Source organism: Teredinibacter sp. KSP-S5-2, assembly GCF_032773895.1.
GTDB lineage: Bacteria > Pseudomonadota > Gammaproteobacteria > Pseudomonadales > Cellvibrionaceae.
On the sequence record NZ_CP120416.1, the window covers coordinates 4,971,823 to 4,992,552 of the forward strand.

Sequence of the window (20,730 nt, forward strand, 5' to 3'; positions counted from 1 at the left end):
GGTAACTTGTTGCTATGACGCTTGAGGTACAGCGCCTTAGGGTATGGTTTGTTGTGGGAAGTTTACTTTTGTTTGTGAGCGCTTGCTCTCAGCGAAAGTCCGATTTATATGCGCCCCATATCAAAGATAGTGGGCCAGGAAAGCATGTGGATGTGTCCTCGATTCCTGAGCCAACTCCACGTCATGAGCCCAGAACCATCGCGGGAAACAAATCGCCCTACAAAATTTTGGGCAAGACTTACCACATAATGACCTCGCCGGAAGGCTACTCCGAAACGGGGGTGGCGTCTTGGTATGGTAAGAAGTTTCATGGCCGGAAGACCTCCAATGGCGAACTCTATGACATGTTCGCCATGACTGCAGCCCACAAAACTCTGCCAATTCCCAGCTATGTTCGCGTGACCAATACCGCGAACCAAAAGAGCGTGATTGTCCGGGTCAACGATCGGGGGCCATTTCACGGTGGCCGTATTATCGATTTAAGCTATGCAGCCGCGAGAAAGCTCGGCTACGCCAATATGGGCACCGCCACCGTCAAGGTGGAATACATCGATCCTTCAACCGTCACAGCACAACCGGTGCCGCAAACTACAGCACCAGCATCGACGATTAAAACCGCACATAGTGCTGCGGGCTATGCAATTCCGAAAAACACCTACTTACAGGTTGGGGCATTTAAAGATGCGCAAACAGCGACTGGTTTGCAGCAACGTTTGTCCGGGATGACACAGTACCCGGTTAATGTGTATCAAAGTGAGGGGAAAAGTGGCTGGTTTCGGGTTCGAGTTGGCCCGTTGCGGGACAATTTTGATTTAATGCAGCTCCGGCAAGCAATTATTGACGCGGCTTTACCGGAACCACATGTGGTCTATTTATCGGAATAGCGGAGCGATAGGCTAATGTGTTGTAAAACTGGTACAATTCGAGCCTTGTTTTTGCAACTTCTGCATCATCATTCAATCTATTACCTTTACGGCTTGTGAATTGTGCCGGTGTTTAGGTTCTACGCATAACGGTTCGTTTCGTAGTAGCCACTCAAAAAACCAATTATTCATGAAATGCATCATTGGGGATCTAAGTTAGATATGCTTTTTACTATCCAAAGGTTATTTGTTGTATTCAGCCTCGTATTGACCGTCATTACTGCGTCTTATGCTCAGGCTCGCACGGTTATCATTCCTGCGCCTCCTGAATTATCCGCCAGAGCTTACCTTCTTGTTGATGCAAAAACCGGCAAAGTCATAGTGGAGCATAATGCTGACGAGCAGTTGCCGCCGGCCAGTTTGACCAAAATGATGACCAGCTACATTGTGTCTGAGGAGATTGCTGCAGGGCGATTATCTGACCTCGATTTGGTTAGAATTAGCGACGATGCCTGGCGACGAGGTGGTGCCGCAAGCGGTAGCTCGACCATGTTCCTTAATCCTCGTACAGAAGTACCTGTCATCGATTTGTTGCGTGGAGTGATTATCCAGTCTGGAAACGACGCCTCTATTGCTTTGGCTCAGCACATCGCTGGCAGTGAAGAAGCCTTCGCCGATATCATGAACCAGCAGGCTGCATTCCTGGGTATGAAAAACTCCCATTTCGTCAATGCCACAGGTTGGCCGGCGGAAGGGCATATCACAACAGCGAAGGATCTTTCCATCCTTGCTACTGCGGTCATTAACGATCATCCAGAGCACTATTCCATCTACTCGGAAAAATACTTCAAATATAACGGCATCAATCAGCCCAACCGAAACAAGCTGCTATTTACCAACAAATATGTCGATGGTTTAAAAACCGGTCATACCAACGAAGCCGGTTTCTGTCTGGTGGCTTCCGCCAAGCAGGATGATATGCGTTTGGTTTCTGTTGTTATGGGAACCAACTCAGAAAAAGTTCGGGCGGCTGAATCTCAGCGCCTTCTGGCATACGGTTTCCGTTATTACGAAACTCATCAGCTATATGGTTCAGACGATACCGTGGATACAGTTAAAGTCTGGGCTGGCACGCAAGACCAACTGGCGTTGGGCGTAAAGAAACCGTTGGTCATGACTATTCCCAAGGGCAGCTACAAAAGCCTGGACGCCAAAACCCATGTAGATTCCGTTATCAAGGCTCCAATTACCGAAGGGCAAGTACTGGGTAAATTGGTCGTTTCTCTGGATGACGAAGTGATTGCACAAAGCGATTTAGTTGCTATGAACGGCGTCACTGAGGCAGGAATCTTTTCCCGGCTGATTGATAATATTGTGTTGATGTTCCAAGGCTCCGGCAGCAGTGAAGCCGAAGCTGAGCCCGAGAGTGAGTAAGAGGTGAGGGTGAATACGCAACAAGAACCACCAAAAATTGAATTCCCCTGTGAGGATTACCCGATCAAAATCATGGGGGATGCCGGCAGCCACTACTATGAATTTGCCATAGAAGTGGTCGAGCAGTACGCACCACAATTCGATCGTTCGAAAATCAGCGTGCGTGAAAGTCGTAACGGTACCTTCCAGTCCATCACAGTGTTTATTACTGCAACTGGTGTGGAACAGCTTAAGGGCTTGCACACCAGCTTGCGTGAAAACCCGAAAACCAAAATGGTGCTTTAAACCTGAATGACTGAGAACCGTTTAGAGCCGGCGAAGGCATTAATCGTGAGCTATCTCGGTGAGCAGGAGTACCAAGTAGTCTGGCAAAAGATGCAGGACTATACCAACCAAAGGAATGCCGATACTCCCGATGTGTTATGGCTTGTTGAGCACCCTGCTGTGTACACTCAGGGCCAGGCGGGAAAACCGGAACACCTGATACACGCTAATGAAATACCTGTGGTGAAAACCGATCGTGGTGGGCAGATAACCTATCACGGTCCGGGTCAATTGGTGGCATACCCCCTGCTGGATCTCAAGCGGTTAGGCATAGGTGTGCGCGACTTAGTCACGCTTATCGAAAATAGCGTTATCGACTTACTAAAAGAATATGGCATAACGTCGGTGGCAAAGCCGGACGCTCCAGGGGTTTACGTTGACGGCAAAAAAATAGCTTCGCTCGGTTTGCGAGTTCGACGTGGATGCAGTTTTCACGGAGTGGCCATCAATGTGGATATGGATCTCAGTCCTTTTCGGGGGATTAACCCATGTGGTTACGCCGGACTGGAAATGACGGATATTAGGCGGGAGATACCAGAAGGGGTTTCCGTTCCTGCTTACGATGAAATTAAGGCAAAGTATTCGCAGGTGTTAGCAAATTTACTGAAATTGACATTGGATAATGAGGGATTATAAATGGAAAAAAGATTTGCCCAGTTTAAGCCGTATGGCTTTATTTCGCTTTTAACCGTGGCTTTCTTGATAAGCGGATGTAATACCGTTTCTATTAAAGATGATAATGCAAGCAACTATTCGGTTTCCGTTGATAAAGAAATTGTAAACCGTTTGTATGTTCGAAGTTTTGTGCAAAAGACAAAAGCAGAAGGCAGCGATTCGTCGGAAAACTACTACAAGATGGAAAATGGTGAGTGGGTAGCTAAACCACTGGATATGGAGATTGATATCTCCATTATTGGCGCGAGCCTCTTTTATAAAGCTCTGGATAAAAAACATATTAAAGCTGAGGCTGAGCTAGGTGTTACCTATGCAGATGTAAATGCAAAAGTGCAAGGTAATAAAATAAAAAATAAAAATGACGAATTAGAGTTTTACCCGAGATTTCGTTTGATAACACCTTTCTCTGAAAGTATAAGTCTTGATGCCTATATTGCAGGTTTGCGTCAGTTTAGAGGCTTCGAATGGGGAACAACAATTGGATATCGACCAATAAAAGAGCTTGAATTTCGCTTGGGGTATTTTGATCAGGATCTTCAATTTGATACTGAGCTATATGAGCATAGATTTACCTACAGTGGGTGGGGTATGACATCCACGCCCTCATCTAGTTATGAAATAGTCGACACTGAAGTAAACCTGGATTTTTCCGGGGTCCGGTTGGAAGCTATGTTGCATTTTTGATGGTGTAATTTGAACCTATTGCACCAATTGCCTTGGGAATAGGTTTTGATAGAGAAAAGAATTTATGAATAAAGATATTCCGGTTAAACGTACACGACGCATCAAACAAGGCGAAAAACTGCGGGATGCGGATAAAGTGGAGCGTATTCCCGTTAAAGTAATTAACTCCGACGAAATGTTGCGTAAGCCGGATTGGATTCGCATTCGCGTGAGTTCATCTCCAGAAGTAGAGCGAATAAAAAAATTACTACGCAAAAATTCGTTATCGACGGTATGCGAAGAAGCCAACTGTCCTAACCTGGGTGAGTGCTTTGGCGGTGGTACTGCAACGTTTATGATCATGGGTGATATTTGTACCCGCCGTTGTCCGTTCTGTGATGTTGGCCACGGCAAGCCCAACCCTCTCGATCCAGAAGAACCGAAAAATCTCGCTGAAGCCATTGCAGAAATGCAATTGAAATATGTGGTGATTACCTCGGTAGACCGGGATGATTTACGTGATGGTGGTGCGCAACATTTTGCTGATTGTATTCGCGAATCAAAAGCTCTGTTGCCGAGCTTGCAGGTTGAAATTCTTGTTCCCGATTTTCGGGGCAGAATGGATGTGGCATTGGATATTCTGCAACAAACTCCGCCGGATGTATTTAACCACAACCTAGAAACCGTGCCACGTTTGTATCGCCAGGCTCGACCCGGAGCAAACTACAAATGGTCACTGGATTTATTAAAGCAATATAAAGCGAGAAAGCCGGAAGTGTTGACGAAATCCGGTTTAATGGTTGGTCTGGGTGAAACGAAAGAAGAAATTATTGAAGTATTAAAAGAAATGCGTGAGCACGATATTGACATGCTTACCATTGGTCAGTACTTGCAACCTTCAAGGGACCACCTGCCTGTTGACCGTTATGTTACACCGGAAGAATTTGATGAGTATACCGCCGTTGCCAAAGAGCTTGGTTTTACTCATGCAGCCTGCGGCCCTTTAGTGCGCTCGTCTTATCATGCAGATAAGCAAGCTCATGGTGAAGTGGTTAAATAGGCAGCCCCATATTGTCCAGTATCGTCATCGAGAACCTGAGCTTACACCCTGAATGGGTGGAGCTCATTGCCCAATGGCAATATGGCGAATGGACCCATTCGGGAGTCGCTCAAGCCAATGTCTCGGGTGATGAGGTCAGCCAGATTAGTGTAAAAAGCTGCACTGAAAAATTTCGTCAGCACCTAGGCTTTGAAAGCATACCGTCGACCTTTGTTGCTATTATTGACGAGCAACCGGTCGGCAGTATTAGTCTTGTCCGTTATCAAACCGCTAAAAAAAATGACATTGTTCTTACCAACTTTTTTGTCTTGGGTGCGTATCGAGGCAAAGGTATCGGGCGTCAACTGGAAAGCTTTGCCTGTCGCTATGCAGGGGAAAATCAAATTGGTGTGTTAACGCTGTATGCCCAAAACCTTGGGGGCTTGTATCGTCATTTGGGTTGGGCAGAAAAGGGTGTAGTGGAAATCGGATGTTTGCCTTTTTCAGTGTTCACAAAAAATATCCATTCTCTGTAGTCTATTTCTTCTGTTTTATCCTGATCATCCATCGTTTTTAAACATAATAACTATATTGTCTACACTTAATTCACAGTGAATATCCCCGATATGGAAAAGAGCTCAAAAAATGTGGAATAGTGCCAAGTTAAAAAAGATCGGTTTGTTTTTGACATTTTTCTGCCAAAGTTCAGTAATTTTTGCTGTTGAGCAACTTAAAATCGCATCTATTGATTGGTGCCCTCAGCTTTGTTCAAGTGGCGAGCAAGAAGGCTATGTAAAGGACATTGTTAAGCTTATTTTTAAAGACTCTCCTTACCAAGTTCAAATTACCGACTATCCCTGGTCTCGATCCATTCTTCTGGTGCGTAATGGCGATGCTCATGCCTTGCTTTCACCTGCGAAAGCGGAAGCACCGAGTTTGTTATATCCGCAACATGAAGTCGGTACGCAGCGAATGTGTTTTTTTACACATGGTCGATCATCCTGGCAATATACCGGTGTATCTTCGTTAAATAATCAGCAAATTGGAATCGCGACAGACACTTCTGTGGAAGAACTAAACGCCTTTATTGCAAACAACAAAAGGCAATTCCAGTTTATGCCTTATACCGGAACCTATGTGCAAAAAAGTGTAAGGAAGCTTATCCAGGGGCGTATGGATGCCTTTCTTTTTACCCGTAATACTACACTGTACGAACTCTCTAAATTAAAAGCTCAAGACCAGATTCGTGAAGCCGGTTGTGTTTCCGAGGCAAACATCTATATGGCGTTTTCTCCGGATAACAAACAGCGGGAAAAGATTGAAAAGATGATGGTGTTTTTTGATTTGAAAATGCGCGAACTAAAAGCGCGGGGAGAGATTGAAAAAATAATGCAAAACTATGGGCTTTAGGTTTTTAAAACAGGTTGTTTGATGTTATCCCTATCATTTGGAAAACGTGCCCTGCTAACATCAAAAGGGCCTTAACAAATAGGCCCTTTTTCTCCAGAAATTTCTCTTGCCATGGTTTCCGTTGCTTTCACTAACGCATCAATAATTCCCGGTTCATGGGAAGAGTGACCAGCATCGCGAATAATCTGCAGTTCAGATTCTGGCCATACTTTATGGAGTTCGTAAGCATTGTCCAGAGGACACACCATATCGTAGCGGCCGTGAATAATTGTGCCGGGAATGCCTTTGAGCTTATCTGCATTATTTAATATCTGGTTTTCTTGTATAAACGCATTATTCACAAAATAGTGCGCCTCTATTCTGGCCAGTGAAACAGCCATATGGGGGGAGGCTAAAGCATGAACAATTTCCGGGTTGGGGCGTAGGGTTGCGCATCGACCTTCCCAGGTCGACCAAGCTTTGGCGGCGGCCATTTTGGCCAACTCGTTATCACCGGTAAGCTTTTGATAATAGGCCGTCATCAGGTTACCGCGTTCCTCCTCGGGTATGGGGTGGAGGTACTCCTCCCAATAATCCGGGAAAACATTACTGGCACCATCCTGATAAAACCAATGAAGGTCTTTTTGTCGGGCAAGAAATATGCTCCGCAGAATCATGCCCAATACTTTTTCCGGGAAGGCCTGGGCGTACAGCAGCGCCAGGGTGGACCCCCAAGAGCCGCCGAATAACACCCATTTGGCAACCCCAAGATGCTGGCGGACTGTGTCCAGGTCGTCGATCAAATGGGCAGTGGTGTTGTCTGTTAAATCTGCATGTGGGGTAGAGCGTCCGGCACCACGTTGGTCGAGTAAAATAATACGGTAGCGTTCCGGGTTAAAAAAACGCCTGTCATGCTTGCTGAAACCTGCTCCCGGACCGCCGTGAATAAACAGAATCGGTATACCATCAGGGTCGCCACATTCCTCAATGTGCAGAGTATGAATGTCGCTCACTGCCAGAGTATGTTGTTTATAAGGCTTGATCTCAGGGTAGAGTATTTGCATCAGGTGTCTGGATCCTTCTTGTTATTTTCCTAAGTGTAGGACATTTTGCTTCAGGGCAGTTCCCGCGATGGCTGCCTGGTTCGCATTTACTTTCAATTATCTGCTGACACTAGGCTGTCAGTAGCCCCCCGTTATTCTCTGCAACCAGTTTGAAACTGGTAGACCAGATATACACATTACATTCATTCAGTGGAGGTTACGGATTATGCACATTATTAAGCAGTATCAATTCAATCTTAAAGACGGCGCGACAGAAAAAGCATTGGTTGACGTCGGTGACAAGTTTAATCTAGAGCTGGTTAAACTTGACGGTTTTTTATACCGCTCATTATCACAAACAGAAAATGGCGAATGGCTCGACACGGTATATTGGAGTGGCGCCGAGGCTGAGGAGAAAGGCGGTAAAGTCATGGAAAAACCGGTTGCAGTAGAGTATATGGCGTTGATTGATGAGGCATCGGTCAAGGTGACACGGTCTGTTGTACACTCCAGCATCTATCCCGAAATGGATATGGCGTAATAAAGGTTGTAGATAGACAAGGATGTCTTTCCGAAGGTAGAGTGATTCACACCGTTGCAGTGGTAATTGTTCATGCGTAAGGCAGAAAGACTTTTTCAAATATTGAATCTATTGCGAAACCGCAGAACGGTTCTGACCGCCAAACAGATCGCAGAAAAACTGGAAGTGTCTGAACGAACCATCTACCGGGATATTCAGGCCTTGAGTTTATCCGGTGTTCCCATCGAAGGCGAAGCGGGTGTTGGCTACCGTGTACAGCGACAGTTCGACCTGCCACCCCTTATGTTTGATCACGATGAAGTCGAAGCGCTGTTGCTTGGCGTGCGTATGGTGCGTTCCTGGAGTGATAGGCAACTGGCTGCTTCGGCGAACAGCGCGTTAAACAAAATACTTGCCGTGTTACCCAGCCAATTGCGAGAAGTCGAAGAAACCTCGCCGATTATGGTGCCCAAGTTTCAGGAGCAAACACTGGCCAGTCAGTACAGCGAAGCTATACGCAAAGCCATCAAAAATAAAACCATGATCAAGGTTCATTACTGCGATGCCAAGGAATCTAACTCCTTACGTACACTCTGGCCTCTGGGCTTATTTTTCTGGGGCTCGGCCTGGACGCTAGTTGCCTGGTGTGAGCTGCGCAATGATTATCGGGTTTTTCGTTTGGACCGCATCACCAAATTTCAAAGTTTAGAGGAACACTTCGTAACGGATCCGAACCGTTCTCTGGGCCACTACCTCGAGATGCAAAGACAAAGATATTACGAATATTTAAGGGGAGAAGTTGAATAATCTATTTGAACAGTCCGTCGACCGTCACGCGCAAATAATTTGGGACTACATGCAACTGAGCACACCATTAGAAAAAGTGGAGTGCATGATTGTTTTGGGTTCCAATGACCCACGAGTGGCAGAAACCGCTGCCCGCTTATTGCAAGACGATTGGGCAAAATACGCCATATACACTGGGGCCGTTGGGCGGGGAACTCATGGTTTATACGGCACCTCTGAAGCGGAATACTTTGCTCGTTATGCACTGGATGCAGGAGTTGATTCCTCTCGTATATTTATCGAACCTCAAGCCACCAACACGGGGGACAACTTTCGTTTCTCAATAGAAATGTTGGAGGAAAAATCGTTAAGCCCGAATAGTTTTTTACTGGTGCAAAAAAATTACATGTGCCGGCGTGCTTACGCCACCTTCCGTGTGCACTATCCAACTGAAAAAGTGGTTTTGGCCTGCCCGGAACTAACCTACTTGAATTACCCCTATCAACACATCGATAAAACCTTGTTTATTAATACGCTGGTGGGCGATTTACAGCGCATGTGGCTGTATGCGGAAAAAGGCTATCAGATAGTGCAGGACATCCCACAAGAAGTCATGGACGCTTACTTAAGGCTAGTGCAAATGGGGTTTGATAAGCAGCTGGCCTGATCTTATTTTTTAATACACGCAAATATCGCGTTGCCGCTTTCACCGTCCCAAAGGTTTATTTTGTCGTAGGTATGTTCAAAAATCTGTACCTCAAAATAAGGTTCAAGTAAGCGGCGTAACGCCTCAAAAGTGATGGCCACCATAGCGTGCTGATCCTGCCACGATTGGGTAACACCATCTGTTGTTTTTTTAATGCCGAGTTTCAACGATTGCTCATCGCCACTTCCAGGGTAAAACCAACCGGATTTAAAGTTAAAAATACTCTCGTTGTACGTGGTTGTATGTTGAGTAAATGAGCGGTTGTCTATCTTGCTTTTATCTACAGCGTTAAAACAAAATAAACCGCCAGCACTCAATACTCTGTGCACATTGGCAATACAGGCCGCGAGTTTGTCCAGGTTATTGTTGTAATGGATGGAATACAAAAAACAGGTAATCAGGCTTTGTGGTTCATCCATCTCGAACTGACACATATCCCCTTGGATAAAATGGGCGTGCGGGCAGCGCTGTTTGGCGATATCCAGCATCGGCTGATGAATATCCAGCCCGCTACAGGTAAAACCGTAATCGATAAAGTGCTCAATATGCGGCCCCGTTCCACAAGCTAAATCGAGGTGATGTTTGCCTTGATTGCCGAACAGCTGAAAAAGCCTGCGCACATAATCACTCTGTTCCAAGTAATCAATATCGGCGCACATCAAATCATAGTAACCCGATAAATCGGTATATAGGGCGTTAGAAGACATAGGGGTTAGGCAGGACAGCGGGGTCAGTAATTGAGGGGCGCGCAGTATAACCGGAAAGCTCGGGCGCTATGCGAACAAAAACGCATTTATTTCAGCGTATAAACCTCGAAACTGGGTTTTAAAAACGCCGATTTCCATACCTTGCGGGATAATCCGCTGACCGGTCGTTTCTTGATGGCGCTCAATCCGCTAGAATCCCCCCTTATTTTTTACAGCACCCTCCTTTCGGTAACACTATGACAGAGAAACATTCCGGCCGAGTTGGCTTCGTTAGCCTTGGCTGCCCCAAAGCATTGGTAGACTCAGAACGCATTCTTACCCAGCTGAAACTTGACGGTTACGATGTCGTACCTACCTACGACCAGGCTGATGTTGTAGTGGTAAATACCTGCGGTTTTATCGACAGCGCCAAACAGGAATCTCTGGATGCCATTGGTGAAGCCATGAAAGAAAATGGCCGTGTGATTGTGACCGGCTGTATGGGGGCCGATAAAGACGCCATTCTGAATGTACACCCGGATGTGCTTGCTGTTTCCGGCCCGCATCAATACGAAAGCGTGGTTTCCGCTGTGCACGAATACGTGCCACCAAATAAAGAACATAACCCCTTTGTCGACCTGGTGCCGCCTCAAGGGGTGAAGCTGACTCCCAGACACTATGCCTACCTGAAAATATCTGAAGGCTGTAACCACCGTTGTTCCTTCTGCATTATTCCATCCATGCGCGGCGACTTGGTCAGTCGACCAATCGGTGAGGTGATGGACGAAGCCGAACGTTTGGTACAGGCGGGCACACAAGAACTGTTAGTCGTTTCCCAGGACACCAGCGCCTACGGAGTGGATATGAAATACCGCACCGGCTTCTGGCAGGGGCGTCCGTTAAAAACCAAAATGTACGATCTGTGTAATGCGCTTTCCGAATTAGGTGCCTGGGTACGTTTGCATTATGTTTACCCTTACCCTCATGTGGATGACATCATGCCATTAATGGCGGAAGGGAAAATTCTGCCCTACCTTGATATCCCATTCCAGCATGCCAGCCCGTCGGTATTAAAAGCCATGAAACGTCCGGCGCATCAGGAAAAAACACTGGAGCGCATACATAACTGGCGTAAACAGTGCCCGGAACTGGTATTGCGTTCCACCTTTATTGTCGGCTTCCCTGGCGAAACCGATGAAGACTTTGAAATACTGTTGGACTGGCTGAAAGAAGCTCAGCTTGACCGTGTTGGCTGCTTTGAATATTCACCAGTCGATGGTGCCACCGCCAATGACCTGCCCAACCAAGTACCGGAAGAGCTGAAGCAGGAGCGCAAACAGCGCTTTATGGAGCTGCAAGCTGAAATCTCCGCTAGCAAGCTGGCAGAGAAAGTGGGTTACCAAATGGAAATCCTGATCGATGAGACCGACGGCGAACAGGCTGCCGGGCGGTCATATGCCGATGCGCCGGAAATCGATGGCGTGGTCACGGTTGTTGATGGTGGCCACCTGCAACCGGGGCAACGGGTTCAGGTGGAAATTACTGCCGCAGACGAATACGATCTTTGGGGCGAGTTAGTGGACTACGAGGCGGAATCTTAATGGGTTTTGAGCTAACCTCATAAGAAAACCGCTAAACATAGGGCTGGAGCCAGTAATCAAATATGTCAGACACTCGGAGTTCCTCATCCGCTGACAACGTAAACGAACGACTTGTGTCCATACTACTGGACACGAACAACTCAGAAGAATACCTGCGCACGGTGCTGGAGTATGTGCCCGTGCTGGTTTCTGCGGTCGATCTGGAAGGCAACGTCAAGTTTGCCAGCCAACACCACACCCTACTTGCCGGGGTGAGCGACGACCTGAACGATATCCAAAAAGAAGCCGACCTCTACCCGGCGCTGGTACAAAGCCGGGTGGAAAACATGGCCATGGAGGCAGCTTTAAACCAGCCCGCTGAAGCCTGGGAGCTGAGCGCCAAACATAAAGACGGCTCCATGCATCACTACCACATGCATCGTCTCTACGTAAAAAGAGACACCGACACCATTATCTACAGCATTGGTACCGACGTTACCGAATTTAAACTGGCCGAGCGTGCACTGCGTGACCATAAATCGCGTATCGACTACATGGCCTTTCACGACCCCTTAACCGGGTTAGCCAATCGCTCACTCTTTTACGACCGCGCAAATAAAAGCCTTTCACGAGCCAATCGCAGCCATTCCACCATTGCTTTACTGCTCATCGACCTGGATCGATTCAAATTAATTAATGACAGCTTTGGCCATGATTTTGGTGATGCCTTCCTGAAAAAAGCCGCCCAACATTTATTGGACGAACTCAGAGACACCGACACCGTGGCGCGCTTGGGTGGCGATGAATTTGTGGTGATTCTGGAAAACATCCGCGATGTGGAAGACGTGGAAAAAATTGCCGGCAAAATTCTGAAGTCCCTGGCCGAACCCATGACCATTCAAGGACACGATATTTCCTGCTCGGGCAGTATCGGTATTAGCATGTACCCCAATCATGGGAAAGGAATTGATCAGCTATTAAAAAATGCTGACGCAGCCATGTACAACGCCAAAAACGCCGGCAAAAACTGCTACCAGTTTTTTGTCCATGCCATGACCGATAATGCAGTGAATTATTTACTACTGGAAAATGATTTGCGCCGGGCGATTGAATGCAACGAAATGAAATTGTTTTATCAACCTCAGGTTGATTTGAACACGGGAAGAATTGTCGGCCTGGAAGCCCTGGTGCGTTGGCAACATAAAGATAGAGGCCTGGTTTCCCCGGTACACTTTATTCCACTGGCGGAAGAAACCGGCTTAATAAATCAACTGGGCGAGTGGGTGCTCAGCCATGCCTGTGAGCGGTTTCAAGCCTGGTTAATGCAGGGTATTCATTTTGGCAAAGTCGCCGTAAATATTTCCATGCGCCAATTTCGTCAGGACCATTTCGAACAAACCGTGGTTCGTGTATTAACCGAAAGCAAATTGGCCCCGCAATATCTGGAATTGGAAATCACCGAAAGCTCGGCAATGGAAAACGCATCCGTTACCGCAGAAATGTTAGGTTGCTTAAGTAAAATGGGCTTGTCTCTCGCCATTGACGATTTCGGTACCGGTTATTCCTCACTGGCCTACTTACAACAATTTCCTATTCATAAATTAAAAATCGACCGCAGTTTTGTTAGCGATATAGATACCAATAACAGCGACGCCTCTATTGCAAAATCGATTATCGATTTGGCCCACAACATGCAATTACAGGTTATTGCCGAAGGTGTCGAACGGCCGGCACAATCACGCTGGTTAATTGATCGCGGCTGTGACCAAGTGCAAGGGTTCTATTATTGCAAACCCCTCGCCGAAGAAGAATTGCTCGCGCTGGTAGAAGACCACACCCGCGTGATCAAAGACGCAGCAGGTGTGCGATTTATCCTATAACCTGTACGCAAAACCCTTTGCCTAGAGGTGCCCCATGCGCAGCCACGAAACAGAAATGACCGTACTCGTTACCCCCGAAATGAGCAACTTCGGTGGTAAAATGCACGGTGGGGAACTATTAAAACTACTCGACCAAGTCGCCTACACCTGCGCCATGCGATACTGCGGCCACTATGTAGTCACACTTTCTGTACAAAAAGTATTATTTAAACAACCCATCCACATTGGCGAACTCCTCAACTTCAATGCCTCCGTAAACTACACCGGGAAAACCTCCATGGAAGTGGGCATACAAGTCATCGCAGAAGATATTGAAAAACAAGTCGTGCGCCACACCAACTCCTGTTACTTCAATATGGTAGCCGTCGACTCCGATGGCAAACCGACGCAAATAGAACCTCTAGTACCCGCAACGGAAGATCAAAAAAGACGTTGGAACGACGCCCTGGAAAGAAGAAAGCGGCTTTAACAAACTGACGCGCCATAAATGGCTATTGCAATAATCCAATACCGTTTAATAATTATATAGAGACAAAATGCCAAAAATAAAATGTATTCTCGTACGTCACAGTGTTTTAACCGATTAAAATAAAAGAAAAAAACTCGGCGTCCAGTTTTTAATAAATTTATCCATTTAATAGACATCAATAATGTTATTGGACAATAGGGTTAAAGTTTGGATAATGAAATAGCAAGCTGGACAGTACCTATAACAAACAATATATAAGCAGAGGAGGCCAATCCGTTGAAACTAAAAGAGTTTTCTTGCTCTCTCTTTTGTTCTGTACAGAATGTTATTGGACAAACTGTCGCTTATCCTACTGTTATACATAATTATGAACTTAGCTAATATGCAAACGGACTTCTGGGAGTTGAGGTCGGCGGAAAAGTGTAATACTGAAAATCCAGATAGTTTTTTCATTCCAGCTTTAGAGGCGAGGAAGAGCCTAAAAGTGGGCGATGCGGCTAAATTGATTTTTGATATCGAAAGCCAGGATGAGGATGGGAAGGTTATTGTATCTGGTGAAAGAATGTATGTCATAGTTTCAGAGGTTGTTGGAGATTTCTATATCGGCATACTTGATAGTCAGCCAGCTACTATTGAACCAAATGAACTATTTTATCTAGAATTTGGTGTCGAAGTACCTTTTACATCAGAGCACATAATCGATATAACTAGGCCTCCAGAGGATTATGTGGAATGGCAGCTAAGCCAAGATCCAGAGAAAATCTGGGATCGGGGTTAATGTATAACAAGCGTAGGTTGGCGGATCAATTTTTCGCTCGTTCCTCGCTACAAATTGCCCGCAGCTACGGGCGTTAAGCATCAATAATAATGGAGAGTGTAGTGAATATTAAAGAAGTCTTTTCCCCAAGGCAGATCTATGTAGGAACATTCATTGGTGGCCCCATTGCAGCTGCTTACTATTTAAGCAGAAATTTTGAATGCATGAATAAAGCTAATCTTTCAAGTGTATCTATAGCCGCTTCCCTTGCTTTTACTGTTTTTCTATTTTGGTTTACATTTCAGCTTCCAGACAATTTTCCAAACACTATTATTCCTATTGCTTACTCATCTATTGCAGCAGGAATCGCATGGCAATGGCAGGTGTCTAAAGAAGAGATTGAAGCTGTCGAATCGTATACGTTTCAATCTAACTGGAAAGTGGCTGGCGTTTCAGTAATTGCATTAGTAATAACGTTGATGTGTTTACTTGGTCTCGTAATGGTTCTTCCGGTAGAGTAAATGCTTAACAATAACGTCAAAAATCGCTCCACTTTATTTCGTTGGACGCCGCTGACGTTCCGCCTTTTATGTGGGTGTTATACGAAACTCGTATTTGGTATAACTGTTTTGGTTTTAAGTATAAACGCATTCTGTCAGCCTAGCATGGAATATGATGGTGAATATTTTTTCTATAAGTTTAGCGGGTTAGATTCAGCAATCGAGGTTTTCAACAAAACCATGGATGAGAATCAAGCGGCTGTATTTCTTGGAATTGTTGAAGAAAATAAGACATTGTATGAAAAGTTTTGGAGTTTGATACCGCGAGCAGATGGTTTCGCCATTCAAACTGAATGTATGAATAGCTGTTATGCAGTTGCAAAATTACAAATATTTTGTGAGGGTATATATTTTGTTTCTTTTGGTCCAATAGAGTCTCAAAATTATAGTGGTTTGAATTTTGTAACGTCAGGTATGCAAATGATAGAGCATTGTGATACTTTTTTAGCTAAAAAGCCATGGTGGAAATTTTGGTGAAAATAGTTGACAGGCTGATGTTGCGTACACAAACTGAAAAAAACACTGTTTTTGGTGGACTCTATTTCGCTCGCCGTTGGTTGAGGTTTTATGTAGTTTAGAGGGTATCAAATTTCCATGTTAAGATATGTCGCTTCCATAATAGTTATTCCTTCAATATATTTTTTTATCTGGAATTGGTTGCAGCCATATTGGTGGTACCTTCTCTACACTGATGCGGATCCTATGGAGAAATCAAAACTGATTTTGGCTGTTATTAGCCAGTTTTTGTTTTCGCAAATAGCACAAATTGTTGTCCTTATCCCATTTGTGCTATTTGCATGGTTCGTGGCATTCAAGAATAAGTCAAAGTTAGGGTTTTACGATAAAGTACTTCGTGTATCTGGATGGCTGTTTATGTTAACTATTCCGTTAGTTAGCATTGTTGGGGTGCTATTGCTCTGGTTAACTAAAAGGTATCGTTCAAATGTGTTACCAAACTGTCATGTGGAGTGAGTTTTATAACGCTAGATTATCTAATGGCTACGCTGTTTAATTTTAGTATTGTAGATGGCGATGCGCAATTTTCGTCTCTTGTTGCAGGTGGAAAAGGGCTTGCATTAATAATGAAATTATCAGGTTTCTTGCCTCTTTTGCGGTGAAAATCGAAGCGTATAATAGAACATATTCTACAGCAATTCAGGCGTTATCCACAGGGATGGAAGTTGATATTTATAATTATATTGATTCGGCTTGCAGTAAGGTATTTTATATAAAGGTTAAAAATAGTTAACGAAGGCATATTTAAGAATGACGGAGTGATATTATCAATATAAGTGAGAAAAGTTTTACCATTGTTGGTTCTGTTATTTTCGTTGTCGTGATAATAGTATTTATATTTGCTTATTGGATGAGAGGCGAGAAGGTGTCTACCTTCGAAGAAGAAGGCGTTCTTAAAGGAATAAGTCTATCTCAAGGAAGGGCTGGGTCTAACGTCATGGCTACAGTAGAAATGGAAGGTAAAGGGAGTGTGGTAATAGAATTGCCGAAAAATACACCCATCTACCAAAATCACGAAGTCAAATTAAAGTGCGTGAACTATGAGTCGGGGGCGATCAGCTGTAAATTTATCGGCTATCGAACTCTACAATAATTCATATTGTATTGACACGGAATTTTATGAAAAGAGTGGTCTTGTGGGTTGGTGTGAGCATGTTGATATGTCTGACGCCAAAAAGTAGCTAGCTTGATAGGCAAGTATAATTATAAACCTTAATAAACCGATTAACGACCGGCCAGCTGACATGTATTTCCAAAAATCTATGCTTTTCGTCAGTTTTTTGTTGGACGTTATATTTCTCAGCTGATTTGTTTTTTTCATAGGTGATGACGATTCTATACTTAATATTCATTTCTTTTGGTCTTGCCCAGATGGTGTTGTCTCCGGTCGTAATTGCTCTTGGTATTTTTGATGTGGTTGTGACAAGTTACAATTTAGTTAGACGCCGTCAAGTAAAGCTGGTAAAAAGGCTTTTTCCCTTTTTTGTCTGGCTTGTGGCAATGGTTTGCTATTTTGATGTGAAATACGAAATAGTCTTTAAATCCAACAAAGGGTTAGCTGGTTATGATGTTATGATCTATTTAAATGTAGTAGGTCTACCTAATATTTTGTACTTAATTGTTTGGTTAAAAACACTAAGATCTAGTAATAATCCAGCTGAAACATAGCAATCCACCATTATTATTTCGCCTGTTAGTCGGTTGTAATATCTAAATCAGAGTAAGAGATATAACAGTTTTAAACTCTAAAAATTCTTTGTTGGGGCTGCGCGTAGGGATCGCGCTTCTTTTAAAGCTTGCTAAGCACAAGATGCGCCGTAAGAAACTAATGGATAAGTATCAAGGTACCGAGCTGGTTGACAAACTGATGCAAGGTGTATTTTTGGAAAATCAGAGCGCTGATCAGATCCTGGATTCTCTAAGTACGCCTTATGATATCGATCAAAAAGTGCTTTAAGCAAAGAGGAAATAAGTTTGGAAATCTAATTGTAACGGGGGAATAGATACCGATTATGGATTACGCTAGATAATGATCATGTTGTTGGTTGGGGGTGGAAACAAATTGAAGATATAGCAACCGACAGTCTTCTTTCTGAATCAGGTGCTATGTTTGTTAACGAATTTAACTATGGCAATAAATAAAAAAGGTAGTAGAAAGATCGTTGTAGATGACTCGGAGTTTCGATGGCGAGCTACTGGTAATGACGGTTGGATATCGGTTGTAATTTGGCCGGTAGAAAACGAAAATTCAAGGTATGTTGGTAGTGTTGGCTATCACAGCAAGTTGGAACAGATTGGTGATGGTTGGCATAGGGCTGTAGAACAAATACTTATTACCAATAGGGTAATACAAGCAGTAATCTCTCATTATGGTGTTAAAAGAATCATTGAAAATAATGGTCAGGTTAACATTGGGCCTCTAGAAGAAATTATTGACATAAATTTAGCAAAACGAGTGGATCTCAGAAGATGAGACAAAAGCATAACAAGCGACTGCGGCGGGGCAGGAAAAAGCTCCAGTTTCGTTTCTACTTTAGCCAACTACGGAGTCGAGTTCTAGATGTGAATGAGGAATATCTAAATTGCGGCTAAGTTCGGATGTTTATTCGGTCATGTTACAAAAGATCAATCGGACCGTTTATCATGCAAGGTTAGGCAAAACTGAAGCTCTACGTGCTACTGAACTCGTTCAGTCACCAGATTTATCGTACGATGTTAGGTCAGCAAATGAATATAGTTTCGAAGATGGTTTTCTGTACACTGATATTTGCTTCTAGCCAAACATTTGGAGAGCTAGTTTCCATTTCGAACTGTGGTCCACGCTGCGAAATAAGTCTTTCTGAAATAGGCTCTTATCTGGAAACTGAAGTTCCAAGTGGAGAATGGATGGTGTCGATTTGGAGTACTAATAAAGCAGTTCAGAGTTGTTTGGCAAAAAAAGTAAAGAATCCAGGTTCTTGGTCTGAATATGGAGAAGATTGGCAGGGTTTTCGAACGGATTTAGAAGGCATGGTACATGCTGCATGTATCGAGCCTATGTTTAAACAGACCGGCATCAGGGTTTTGGAAATTCTCTTGGAGAAAGAGAGATTCCTGGATCCAAAAGACAAGCGAGAATATACTCTGAATCCTGTGCTAATTCCAAAAGGCAGCTATTTAAATCAGGTTTGGATAAGGGGCCGTGTTGAAAAGCCTGGGGGGAAAAGGAAGTAAAGGCCTTACATGCCTATGAAAAATATTTTACTTCTTGCAGTGCTCATAATTGTTTCAGGCTGCACGGTTTCAGCTAGAAACTATCATTTTGAACTCGTCGAATACTCATCAATGGATTGCGATGACTTCAATAATATCTGGTGCTTCACCTCCAATCAAAGTGTCTCAGTCGTAGTGTGTTCATCGCCTTATAAAATGCGTTCAGAATACATCGGTATTATTGTACCGGTAATTCCACAGTCAGATAGACTTTCTCGTTTGTCCTACGATATTGGTCGTGCAAGGGTCGTTGAGCTAAAAAACGAAGATAATACTATGCCTGTTTCGCTTAGTGATTTGGGAGATATTGAGTTGTGTTCTGGTGAATACTCTATTGAGTGCAGCGTGCAAACATCCATCGCTGTTAAAGCTAAAAGTTCTGTTTGGTTAAAAATACCTGCTGGTACAGAGCATGAATTTTCATTCTCCATTGGTGACCAAAAGTATCGCGCTACGCTAAGGGAATTTAACGAAACAAGAAGGCATAATGTAAGAGTATAAGAAAATCGACGCGCCAAAGTGCGTGTACTTTTTAGGTGTTTTGTTTGTAGAAGGTATGGACAATGTTATCAAGAATGATAAAGATTAGTTTGTATGTCATTGCAACCTTAAGTGTTTGCTCTATAGGTATTGTTCTACTTATTTCTCGCCCAACTTATGTATTCAGTGTCGATGATAAAACTGAAGAATTTATCGATCTCGAAAAACTCAAAGAACATGTGTTGCATTTGAGTACCACCTTCGTACCTAGAAATAGTTCAAATCTAGAGGACCTAAACAGCGCATCAGAATATATAAAAAATAAATTATCCGAAACTACAAAAAATGTGACTTATCAAGAATATAACGTAGGCGATAGACGCTACAGAAACGTAATAGCAAGCTTTGGTCCTGAGACAGAAGAAGTTACGATAGTTGGGGCTCACTACGATGCATATTCGGAGTTGCCCGGCGCTGACGATAATGCGAGTGGCGTTGCGGGCCTGATAGAGTTAGGTAGGCTCTTGAATACCGTTGAGCTTAAACAACAAGTCTTACTTGTCGCTTATACATTGGAAGAGCCCCCATATTTTGCTAGCGAAAATATGGGAAGTTTTGTACATGCATCTTCTTTGGAAGGTAAGAAAGTCCGGATCATGATCTCACTTGAAATGATTGGGTACTTCAGTGATAAACCTGATTCACAAGACTTCCCAATATCCTTGTTGAGTTTAGTATATCCAAATCAAGGCAATTTTATTGCGATAGTGGATAAATTCAAAACGAATGATGCCGTGGGGTTAAAATCATCGATAAATAAATATACAGATCTGCCTGCTTATTCTATCAATGCACCTATTAATATTGTTGGTATCGACTTTTCCGATCACAGAAACTACTGGCATTTCGGTTACCCGGCGGTCATGGTAACTGATACGTCATTTTACAGGAATAAGGCATATCATACTGAGCATGACACCTATGATCGACTTAACTATAAATTAATGGCGAAGGTGGTGTTTGGTGTGTTCAAGTATGTCCAGGAGATCAATGGCAAAACATAGCTTGTTCCGCTTCGTTGTCGAGGGATTAAGTTCTTATGGAATAT

General features: G+C 44.0%; 27 protein-coding genes. 25 read left to right on the forward strand and 2 right to left on the reverse strand.

The features are described 5' to 3' along the window. The first annotated feature begins 53 nt into the window (after positions 1–53). The 8 genes from P5V12_RS21445 to P5V12_RS21480 all read left to right on the forward strand — a co-directional run bounded on the left by P5V12_RS21445 (position 54) and on the right by P5V12_RS21480 (position 6,408). Entirely contained in the window at positions 54–884 is an 831-nt protein-coding gene (locus tag P5V12_RS21445; protein WP_316955127.1) for a septal ring lytic transglycosylase RlpA family protein, read from the forward strand. A gap of 201 nt (positions 885–1,085) precedes the next feature. Beyond that, positions 1,086–2,297, forward strand: coding sequence for a D-alanyl-D-alanine carboxypeptidase family protein (locus tag P5V12_RS21450; protein ID WP_316955128.1), 1,212 nt, complete (start codon positions 1,086–1,088; stop codon positions 2,295–2,297). A gap of 9 nt (positions 2,298–2,306) precedes the next feature. After that, positions 2,307–2,582 (forward strand): YbeD family protein, encoded by a 276-nt coding sequence (locus tag P5V12_RS21455; protein ID WP_410483310.1) that lies wholly within the window; start codon positions 2,307–2,309, stop codon positions 2,580–2,582. A gap of 6 nt (positions 2,583–2,588) precedes the next feature. Beyond that, positions 2,589–3,257 (forward strand): lipoyl(octanoyl) transferase LipB, encoded by a 669-nt coding sequence (gene lipB, locus P5V12_RS21460; protein ID WP_316955129.1) that lies wholly within the window; start codon positions 2,589–2,591, stop codon positions 3,255–3,257. Continuing rightward, the gene (locus P5V12_RS21465) at positions 3,258–3,980 is read left to right on the forward strand and encodes a hypothetical protein (protein WP_316955130.1); all 723 of its coding nucleotides are present in this window, start codon (positions 3,258–3,260) and stop codon (positions 3,978–3,980) included. Positions 3,981–4,044: 64 nt separating this feature from the next. Beyond that, a complete protein-coding gene (gene lipA, locus P5V12_RS21470; RefSeq protein WP_316955131.1) occupies positions 4,045–5,019 on the forward strand; it encodes a lipoyl synthase in 975 nt (324 codons plus the stop codon). Between the two features lie 11 nt (positions 5,020–5,030). Further along, the gene (locus tag P5V12_RS21475) at positions 5,031–5,534 is read left to right on the forward strand and encodes a GNAT family N-acetyltransferase (protein ID WP_316955132.1); all 504 of its coding nucleotides are present in this window, start codon (positions 5,031–5,033) and stop codon (positions 5,532–5,534) included. A gap of 109 nt (positions 5,535–5,643) precedes the next feature. Further along, complete coding sequence (locus P5V12_RS21480; RefSeq protein ID WP_316955133.1) at positions 5,644–6,408, forward strand: transporter substrate-binding domain-containing protein; 765 nt, start codon at positions 5,644–5,646, stop codon at positions 6,406–6,408. 71 nt (positions 6,409–6,479) lie between these two features. Here P5V12_RS21480 and pip read toward each other — a convergent pair whose 3' ends face one another. Continuing rightward, positions 6,480–7,451 carry a prolyl aminopeptidase gene (gene pip / locus P5V12_RS21485; RefSeq protein WP_316955134.1) on the reverse strand — a complete coding sequence of 324 codons (972 nt, stop codon included), beginning with the start codon at positions 7,449–7,451 and terminating at the stop codon, positions 6,480–6,482. A gap of 205 nt (positions 7,452–7,656) precedes the next feature. Between pip and P5V12_RS21490 the strand changes: the two genes are divergently transcribed. The 3 genes from P5V12_RS21490 to P5V12_RS21500 all read left to right on the forward strand — a co-directional run bounded on the left by P5V12_RS21490 (position 7,657) and on the right by P5V12_RS21500 (position 9,403). Then, on the forward strand, positions 7,657–7,971 hold the full coding sequence (locus P5V12_RS21490) for a hypothetical protein (protein WP_316955135.1): 315 nt from the start codon (positions 7,657–7,659) through the stop codon (positions 7,969–7,971). Between the two features lie 72 nt (positions 7,972–8,043). Next, positions 8,044–8,757: a YafY family protein gene (locus tag P5V12_RS21495; RefSeq protein WP_316955136.1), complete on the forward strand. Its 714-nt coding sequence runs from the start codon at positions 8,044–8,046 to the stop codon at positions 8,755–8,757. After that, entirely contained in the window at positions 8,750–9,403 is a 654-nt protein-coding gene (locus P5V12_RS21500; RefSeq protein WP_316955137.1) for a YdcF family protein, read from the forward strand. The genes P5V12_RS21495 and P5V12_RS21500 overlap by 8 nt, the downstream gene beginning before the upstream one ends. A 2-nt stretch (positions 9,404–9,405) precedes the next feature. On the opposite strand, the gene P5V12_RS21505 is transcribed toward P5V12_RS21500, so the two are convergent. Then, the gene (locus P5V12_RS21505; protein WP_316955138.1) at positions 9,406–10,149 is read right to left on the reverse strand and encodes a class I SAM-dependent methyltransferase; all 744 of its coding nucleotides are present in this window, start codon (positions 10,147–10,149) and stop codon (positions 9,406–9,408) included. Between the two features lie 236 nt (positions 10,150–10,385). Here P5V12_RS21505 and rimO point away from each other — a divergent pair, with 236 nt between their 5' ends. The 14 genes from rimO to P5V12_RS21570 all read left to right on the forward strand — a co-directional run bounded on the left by rimO (position 10,386) and on the right by P5V12_RS21570 (position 20,686). After that, on the forward strand, positions 10,386–11,729 hold the full coding sequence (rimO, locus tag P5V12_RS21510) for a 30S ribosomal protein S12 methylthiotransferase RimO (protein WP_316955139.1): 1,344 nt from the start codon (positions 10,386–10,388) through the stop codon (positions 11,727–11,729). Between the two features lie 62 nt (positions 11,730–11,791). Then, positions 11,792–13,588 carry an EAL domain-containing protein gene (locus tag P5V12_RS21515; RefSeq protein WP_316955140.1) on the forward strand — a complete coding sequence of 599 codons (1,797 nt, stop codon included), beginning with the start codon at positions 11,792–11,794 and terminating at the stop codon, positions 13,586–13,588. 34 nt (positions 13,589–13,622) lie between these two features. Beyond that, complete coding sequence (locus P5V12_RS21520) at positions 13,623–14,057, forward strand: acyl-CoA thioesterase (protein ID WP_316955141.1); 435 nt, start codon at positions 13,623–13,625, stop codon at positions 14,055–14,057. A gap of 367 nt (positions 14,058–14,424) precedes the next feature. After that, positions 14,425–14,835, forward strand: coding sequence for a hypothetical protein (locus tag P5V12_RS21525; RefSeq protein WP_316955142.1), 411 nt, complete (start codon positions 14,425–14,427; stop codon positions 14,833–14,835). 101 nt (positions 14,836–14,936) lie between these two features. Next, a complete protein-coding gene (locus tag P5V12_RS21530; RefSeq protein ID WP_316955143.1) occupies positions 14,937–15,335 on the forward strand; it encodes a hypothetical protein in 399 nt (132 codons plus the stop codon). Further along, the gene (locus P5V12_RS21535; RefSeq protein ID WP_316955144.1) at positions 15,336–15,851 is read left to right on the forward strand and encodes a hypothetical protein; all 516 of its coding nucleotides are present in this window, start codon (positions 15,336–15,338) and stop codon (positions 15,849–15,851) included. Between the two features lie 637 nt (positions 15,852–16,488). Next, positions 16,489–16,623 carry a DUF5992 family protein gene (locus P5V12_RS21825; protein ID WP_410483311.1) on the forward strand — a complete coding sequence of 45 codons (135 nt, stop codon included), beginning with the start codon at positions 16,489–16,491 and terminating at the stop codon, positions 16,621–16,623. A 204-nt stretch (positions 16,624–16,827) separates the two neighbouring features. After that, a complete protein-coding gene (locus tag P5V12_RS21540) occupies positions 16,828–16,983 on the forward strand; it encodes a hypothetical protein (protein ID WP_316955145.1) in 156 nt (51 codons plus the stop codon). A 230-nt stretch (positions 16,984–17,213) separates the two neighbouring features. Continuing rightward, positions 17,214–17,558 (forward strand): hypothetical protein, encoded by a 345-nt coding sequence (locus tag P5V12_RS21545; RefSeq protein ID WP_316955146.1) that lies wholly within the window; start codon positions 17,214–17,216, stop codon positions 17,556–17,558. A 160-nt stretch (positions 17,559–17,718) separates the two neighbouring features. After that, on the forward strand, positions 17,719–17,847 hold the full coding sequence (locus P5V12_RS21550) for a hypothetical protein (RefSeq protein WP_316955147.1): 129 nt from the start codon (positions 17,719–17,721) through the stop codon (positions 17,845–17,847). Positions 17,848–18,018: 171 nt separating this feature from the next. Continuing rightward, entirely contained in the window at positions 18,019–18,363 is a 345-nt protein-coding gene (locus tag P5V12_RS21555; RefSeq protein ID WP_316955148.1) for a hypothetical protein, read from the forward strand. A gap of 254 nt (positions 18,364–18,617) precedes the next feature. Further along, complete coding sequence (locus tag P5V12_RS21560; RefSeq protein WP_316955149.1) at positions 18,618–19,103, forward strand: hypothetical protein; 486 nt, start codon at positions 18,618–18,620, stop codon at positions 19,101–19,103. 15 nt (positions 19,104–19,118) lie between these two features. Beyond that, a complete protein-coding gene (locus P5V12_RS21565) occupies positions 19,119–19,643 on the forward strand; it encodes a hypothetical protein (protein WP_316955150.1) in 525 nt (174 codons plus the stop codon). A 62-nt stretch (positions 19,644–19,705) separates the two neighbouring features. Further along, positions 19,706–20,686 (forward strand): M28 family peptidase, encoded by a 981-nt coding sequence (locus tag P5V12_RS21570; RefSeq protein ID WP_316955151.1) that lies wholly within the window; start codon positions 19,706–19,708, stop codon positions 20,684–20,686. The last annotated feature ends 44 nt before the right edge of the window (positions 20,687–20,730 follow it).

Bases quoted from the DNA above. Each gene is read 5' to 3' on its own strand.
- P5V12_RS21535 (WP_316955144.1), top strand. From the start codon at position 15,336: ATGCTTAACAATAACGTCAAAAATCGCTCCACTTTATTTCGTTGGACG.
- lipB (WP_316955129.1), top strand. From the start codon at position 2,589: ATGACTGAGAACCGTTTAGAGCCGGCGAAGGCATTAATCGTGAGCTAT.
- P5V12_RS21525 (WP_316955142.1), top strand. From the start codon at position 14,425: ATGAACTTAGCTAATATGCAAACGGACTTCTGGGAGTTGAGGTCGGCG.
- P5V12_RS21490 (WP_316955135.1), top strand. From the start codon at position 7,657: ATGCACATTATTAAGCAGTATCAATTCAATCTTAAAGACGGCGCGACA.
- P5V12_RS21450 (WP_316955128.1), top strand. From the start codon at position 1,086: ATGCTTTTTACTATCCAAAGGTTATTTGTTGTATTCAGCCTCGTATTG.
- P5V12_RS21560 (WP_316955149.1), top strand. From the start codon at position 18,618: ATGAATATAGTTTCGAAGATGGTTTTCTGTACACTGATATTTGCTTCT.
- P5V12_RS21555 (WP_316955148.1), top strand. From the start codon at position 18,019: ATGGCAATAAATAAAAAAGGTAGTAGAAAGATCGTTGTAGATGACTCG.
- P5V12_RS21505 (WP_316955138.1), bottom strand. From the start codon at position 10,149: ATGTCTTCTAACGCCCTATATACCGATTTATCGGGTTACTATGATTTG.
- lipA (WP_316955131.1), top strand. From the start codon at position 4,045: ATGAATAAAGATATTCCGGTTAAACGTACACGACGCATCAAACAAGGC.
- P5V12_RS21465 (WP_316955130.1), top strand. From the start codon at position 3,258: ATGGAAAAAAGATTTGCCCAGTTTAAGCCGTATGGCTTTATTTCGCTT.
- rimO (WP_316955139.1), top strand. From the start codon at position 10,386: ATGACAGAGAAACATTCCGGCCGAGTTGGCTTCGTTAGCCTTGGCTGC.
- P5V12_RS21565 (WP_316955150.1), top strand. From the start codon at position 19,119: ATGAAAAATATTTTACTTCTTGCAGTGCTCATAATTGTTTCAGGCTGC.
- P5V12_RS21515 (WP_316955140.1), top strand. From the start codon at position 11,792: ATGTCAGACACTCGGAGTTCCTCATCCGCTGACAACGTAAACGAACGA.
- P5V12_RS21570 (WP_316955151.1), top strand. From the start codon at position 19,706: ATGTTATCAAGAATGATAAAGATTAGTTTGTATGTCATTGCAACCTTA.
- P5V12_RS21540 (WP_316955145.1), top strand. From the start codon at position 16,828: ATGGCTACAGTAGAAATGGAAGGTAAAGGGAGTGTGGTAATAGAATTG.
- P5V12_RS21520 (WP_316955141.1), top strand. From the start codon at position 13,623: ATGCGCAGCCACGAAACAGAAATGACCGTACTCGTTACCCCCGAAATG.
- P5V12_RS21550 (WP_316955147.1), top strand. From the start codon at position 17,719: ATGGATAAGTATCAAGGTACCGAGCTGGTTGACAAACTGATGCAAGGT.
- pip (WP_316955134.1), bottom strand. From the start codon at position 7,451: ATGCAAATACTCTACCCTGAGATCAAGCCTTATAAACAACATACTCTG.
- P5V12_RS21480 (WP_316955133.1), top strand. From the start codon at position 5,644: ATGTGGAATAGTGCCAAGTTAAAAAAGATCGGTTTGTTTTTGACATTT.
- P5V12_RS21495 (WP_316955136.1), top strand. From the start codon at position 8,044: ATGCGTAAGGCAGAAAGACTTTTTCAAATATTGAATCTATTGCGAAAC.